This window comes from Sphingobacterium shayense (assembly GCF_013179575.1).
GTDB classification, from domain to species: domain Bacteria; phylum Bacteroidota; class Bacteroidia; order Sphingobacteriales; family Sphingobacteriaceae; genus Sphingobacterium; species Sphingobacterium shayense.
On record NZ_JABMCQ010000275.1, the window covers coordinates 1 to 2,748 of the forward strand.

General features: G+C 39.0%; 4 protein-coding genes. 3 read left to right on the forward strand and 1 reads right to left on the reverse strand.

Annotated elements, in window-relative coordinates:
- The 3 genes from HP439_RS18565 to HP439_RS18575 form a co-directional block, all read left to right on the forward strand.
- On the forward strand, window positions 1-450 hold a 450-nt coding region (locus tag HP439_RS18565), incomplete at its 5' end, for a glycoside hydrolase family 88 protein (protein WP_172391821.1).
- A gap of 246 nt (window positions 451-696) precedes the next feature.
- A complete protein-coding gene (locus HP439_RS18570) occupies window positions 697-1,248 on the forward strand; it encodes an RNA polymerase sigma factor (protein WP_246229417.1) in 552 nt (183 codons plus the stop codon).
- Between the two features lie 11 nt (window positions 1,249-1,259).
- Window positions 1,260-1,592, forward strand: coding sequence for a hypothetical protein (locus HP439_RS18575; protein WP_172391823.1), 333 nt, complete (start codon window positions 1,260-1,262; stop codon window positions 1,590-1,592).
- A 180-nt stretch (window positions 1,593-1,772) separates the two neighbouring features.
- On the opposite strand, the gene HP439_RS18580 is transcribed toward HP439_RS18575, so the two are convergent.
- Window positions 1,773-2,339, reverse strand: a complete 567-nt coding sequence (locus tag HP439_RS18580) for a YoaK family protein (RefSeq protein ID WP_216657904.1) — start codon at window positions 2,337-2,339, stop codon at window positions 1,773-1,775.
- Window positions 2,340-2,748: the final 409 nt, after the last annotated feature.

The window sequence follows — 2,748 nt, forward strand, 5'->3', positions numbered from 1 at the left end:
TGGTGTCGTGGGAACGGCTGGTACGCAGCAGGGATGGCTGAACTTTTAAGATCTTTACCTAAGGACAATCCGGATCGCCCAGAAATATTAATCGCATATCGGAAAATGATGGAAACATTACTCGGTTTTCAGGACGCAACTGGAATGTGGAGGCAAGTAATTGATGACGCAGATTCATGGGAAGAGAGCTCCGGGACTGCAATGTTCTGTTATGCTATGACTTTAGGCGTTAAGAATAATTGGTTAGAGGAGAAAAAATTCGGTCCCGCAGTTCGAAAAGCATGGTTAGCGTTGGTTAAAAGAATTAATCGTCGTGGAGATGTTAGTGACGTTTGCGAAGGAACAAACAAAAAGGATGATAAGCAATATTATTTGGATCGTAGGCGTCTCACCGGTGATCTGCACGGTCAAGCGCCGCTACTTTGGACTGCTTTTGCGTTACTCGAATAACTACCAGCAAAAATATAAGTCAACAAAATTGACTAAATTGAATTGATACAAAATTCTTAAATATTCTTCTCCCAGTTTTTTCAGACCGAAATTTTGTTTAATCTTGATTGACTATCGGTATTTCGCAATAGATTTTAGATAATGAAAAAACGAAGCAAACGTTGAATTAAAAAAACATTGGTGGGATTAAAGTAAAAACCAGATGTATTCGTCTATTCTAATATGGATAGTGTCTACCCAGAAAACATGGCAGAGAAAAATGCTAAATCTTTTGCGGCTGTTGTAAAAACTTACGGTAGTCAATTGATGCACTTTGTGAAAGCGAGGGTTAGCAAAGCTGTGGATGCAGAAGATATTCTACAAGAAGTTTGGTATCAGTTTTCACGGATCAGCGATATTGATGGGTTAGAAAATACGGGGGCATGGCTATATTCAGTTACCAGAAATAAGATTACGGATAACTATCGAAAAAAGAAAAACGATTCGCTCGACGAGCTTACCTCATCAAAGGATGAAGAGGATTTTTCATTGGAACACTTGCTTGTTGCGGATGATAGTAATAATCCCGAACTTAAGATCTTTAAAGATGTATTTTGGGATGAATTGATGAAAGCCCTATCTGAGCTACCAGAAAACCAACGGACGGTCTTTATTCGTAACGAAATAGAAGATATGACACTCAAAGAGATTGCCCAGGAAGATGGCGTAAGTATAAAAACGGTTATCAGTCGTAAAGGATATGCTGTTAAGCACCTGCGTCTTCGAATGCGCGCACTTTATGAGGAGTTGAAACATTAATACGATAAGCGATGAATAGAAATATGAGAAGAAAGAGCAAAGGAAAGATTGCGCTAATTGTTTTAGCGGTAATCACGATGGTTCTGTTAGTTGTCGCTGTAGTACAGTGCCTATGGAACTGGCTATTGCCCGATATATTTGGGCTTAAGGAAATTACTTATTGGCAAGCATTTGGATTATTTGTCCTAGCTAAGCTACTTTTTGGTGGAAAACCCGGGAAACCAGGCGGTTTTCGATCCCGCTGCAACACAAATCAGGAAGAAATAGAAGACATTTCTCCAGATGATCGAGATCGATTACGTGAAGAGTGGAAACGTCGTTTCAAGGACAAATGCGGTTTTTAGTAGGGCGAGGTGGCGCGTGATTAACTTTCATTCGTTCAAAAACCTCACTTGATTTACCGGTAGTCAGGGGTACTGATTATTTAAAACTTCTACCTTAGCTACCAGAAAATAATAAAAAGTAAAATTTCAAAATACAAAAACGATATGGATATACCCACCGCCAAATTCTAAACTTTCTCTTTAAACGGAAGTATCGAAATAATATGCGACCGATAATTCTATTACCCAATCTGTGAACAAGCCCGTTAAAAGTATGGTTCTTATCGTTGATTTATATATTCGCGTGACCATTGCATTTTGTAAACCCATTGCGAAAAGTAGGCCCGAGCATAGTAGAATAGAGCAGACAGAACATGCATCTGGTACGGACATGCTTACGACTAACAGAATGAGGGTTTCAATAACTATAGGTACAACATAGGACGATCGCGGTCTATTTAAAGACACCCATTCAATAGTCACGCTTGACGTCAACACACCGACCAAAAAGGATAAAATAAAGAATAAATAAGGAAATGCACTTCCGTAATTTCCCGAAATAAGTTCTTCCGAGAAAAAAGCAAAATGCCCTGTAACGTTGGTTGCTAGGGTACTTAATTTTAGCACACTCGTTATATTTACGATGCCCGCTACTCCCGACAATACGGATGCTAATCTGACGTTGTGAGCATACGTCCTGCCTTTTCCCTTTGTGTCTAAACATTTATTCTTTTGGTGAAACTTTGAATACGTACAACTATTCCGCACCCAATTGGCTGCTGGTATCGTGTATTTTTCAAATTATTATTTGTTATAAATCCCGATACAAAAAGTTCGAAATACTTCGCTAATAATATACGAAATATTAAAGTCGCCTAGTGGCATAATTATTTTATAATCCTGTTTTCAAACTATCGTAGCCTCTTAGACCCTTGGTCTACGCTTAGCGAATACCAAGGGGAAGGTCAAAGGAAGACGTTCTTAGAACATCCCAAAACGAGAGTGCCAGTATTAATTTGCTGCTATCTGAATTGCTCAGTGGAATCCTCGAGAACTTATGCCATATATAGCTGAGATATAACAACCTTGATCCATCGATGCGTTCGACTCGAAAACGGCAATTATCTTCCGCCTTATAATAGCCTACGGGTTTCGTAAGTATCAAAAAATGAATTCA

What these genes read in the sequence shown, in the direction of transcription:
- HP439_RS18570 (WP_246229417.1), top strand. Translation starts at nt 697, where the DNA reads ATGGCAGAGAAAAATGCTAAATCTTTTGCGGCTGTTGTAAAAACTTAC.
- HP439_RS18575 (WP_172391823.1), top strand. Translation starts at nt 1,260, where the DNA reads ATGAATAGAAATATGAGAAGAAAGAGCAAAGGAAAGATTGCGCTAATT.